General features: G+C 51.2%; 2 protein-coding genes. Both read right to left on the bottom strand.

Going from position 1 to position 1,527, the window contains the following annotated elements:
* On the bottom strand, positions 1-472 hold a 472-nt coding region (locus tag ACOSYY_RS06795), incomplete at its 3' end, for a hypothetical protein (RefSeq protein WP_421661511.1).
* 3 nt (positions 473-475) lie between these two features.
* On the bottom strand, positions 476-1,408 hold the full coding sequence (locus ACOSYY_RS06790; RefSeq protein ID WP_421661510.1) for a sigma-54 interaction domain-containing protein: 933 nt from the start codon (positions 1,406-1,408) through the stop codon (positions 476-478).
* Positions 1,409-1,527: the final 119 nt, after the last annotated feature.

Genomic DNA, 1,527 nt, shown 5'->3' with positions numbered 1-1,527 from the left:
TGATCCCACTCACCTCAGCTTTTGTCATGCCTGGATGGATCCGATCTCGTGCCGCCTTACTGGCGACATCGCGATTGCCTGTCGCAACCGTGCAGCTGGTACTTGCGAGACAAAGGAGCAACGCGACTAATTTATGAATGACATCTTGGACGTCCTTTTGTTTGATAGGAGTGCCTGAATCGGTTGGCGTGTACGTGATAGCCCATGAAGTCCCGGTGCCAGAACGCACAAAGGTATGCGTAATCGCGTATTCGAGTGGCTCAGTCCTCAATAGCACTTGATTGTAATTCCGAATGACGGAGGTGATTTCGTTTCCTATCGTCGCCAAGATTCGCAAATTGCGCCCAGTAAAGTATTCGACCCGATTCGGCACATAGATGAGACTGTAATAGGACCACATCGCGCCGATGAGGGCCAATGTAATGAGCGGAGCGATGAGCCACTTTGCATTGCTCAGCGAAAAGCTTTTCATGCTCTAGGCTTTTGTTCTGGGCATTGTGATGGACGATGGACTGAGGCTGTACTTGGCCATCTTGCGATACACCGTCATTCTAGACCAATGAAGCTGCTTCGCCGCTTTGGACTTGTTCCAATTGGTTGCTAAGAGCATCGAAAGCAAGTTCTCTCGCTCCACGAACGGAGCGTTCCGCATCTGTAAGAACTTTTTCTGATAGTCCGCCGGGAGGTCCAGGAAGCCGATCATTGAAGATTGAACGGTGAGGAAGGTCGCCTCCAGGAGATTCTTCAGCTCCCTCACGTTCCCCGGCCATTCGTATTCGAGAAGACAGTCATGTACATCTCTTTCCAAGCCGACAACGTGTCTGCCCATCTGCTCATTGAACAGGTGAAGAAAATGGCCTATCAGGTGAGGAATATCATCCCTCCGTTCGCGAAGCGGAGGCAGATGAACCCTGGCGACATTGAGTCTGTAGTACAGGTCTTTTCGAAACAGGCCTTCCGCGACCAGCTCCTCGAGGTTCTGATTGGTAGCCGCTATAATTCGGACGTCGACAGGATATGATCGAGCTGAACCGATGCGCTGAATCTGCCTGCAATCAAGCACGCGGAGAATTTTGGATTGCGCGCGAAGGGGCATTTCTCCGATTTCGTCGAGAAAGACCGTTCCTCCGCTTGTTGCCGCAAACAGCCCTTGGCGCTTGATATCGGCTCCCGTAAACGCGCCTTTCTCATGACCGAACAGTTCACTTTCCAGAAGTGAGTCCGGAATAGCCGCACAATTGAAACTGACAAATGGGTTCTTGAAACGTGGACTACTCGCGTGAAGCAGTTCAGCGGCCAAATCCTTTCCGGTTCCCGTTTCTCCGGTAATCAACACATGGGCGTCGGATCCGGCCACCTGAAGGAGGTAATTCCGGATTGCGGTGATTTGTGAGCTCTCCCCAACCAATTCCGGTACCTCTAGTACTTCTAATGGACGTCAAAATGTTCTGACCGCATCGTTTTAGAGCAATCGTATTATGGGACCGTGCTAGTGACGACGGACGGCATATAGCATGGTGCAAAATT

The organism is Nitrospira sp. BLG_2 (assembly GCF_049222245.1).
This window is presented reverse-complemented; position numbering and strand designations above follow the sequence as displayed.